The 425-nt window shown below is 33.6% G+C and carries 1 pseudogene; it reads right to left on the minus strand.

Annotation, left to right across the window (positions count from 1 at the left end):
- Nucleotides 1-425, minus strand: a pseudogene (locus HMPREF3046_RS06460) (glucose-6-phosphate isomerase); the annotation flags it as partial.

Here is a 425-nt window from a genome sequence, read left to right on the forward strand (position 1 = left end):
TTACCAAGTAAAGCAAACATATTTTGTTTATAAGCTTCTACGCCAGGTTGGTTAAATGGATTAACACCTAATTGATAGCCACTCATCGCACAAGCTAATTCAAAGAAGTAAACGACATAACCGAATGTTTCTTCATCTAAACGTGGGATATTCACAACGATATTAGGAACGCCACCATCAGTATGAGCTAATAATGTACCTTCAAATGCTTTTGTATTAACTTCATCGATTGTTTTTCCAGCTAAATAATTTAAGCCATCTAAATCGTCATCATCTTTTTCAATTGTAATATCATGTTTAGGTTGATTTACTTTTACAACAGTTTCAAATAAGAAACGGCGTCCTTCTTGAACGTACTGACCTAACGAATGTAAATCAGTAGTATAGTTTGCGCTTGAAGGATAAATACCTTTAAAGTCTTTACC

Source organism: Staphylococcus sp. HMSC070D05 (genome assembly GCF_001815595.1).
GTDB classification, from domain to species: Bacteria; Bacillota; Bacilli; order Staphylococcales; family Staphylococcaceae; genus Staphylococcus; species Staphylococcus hominis.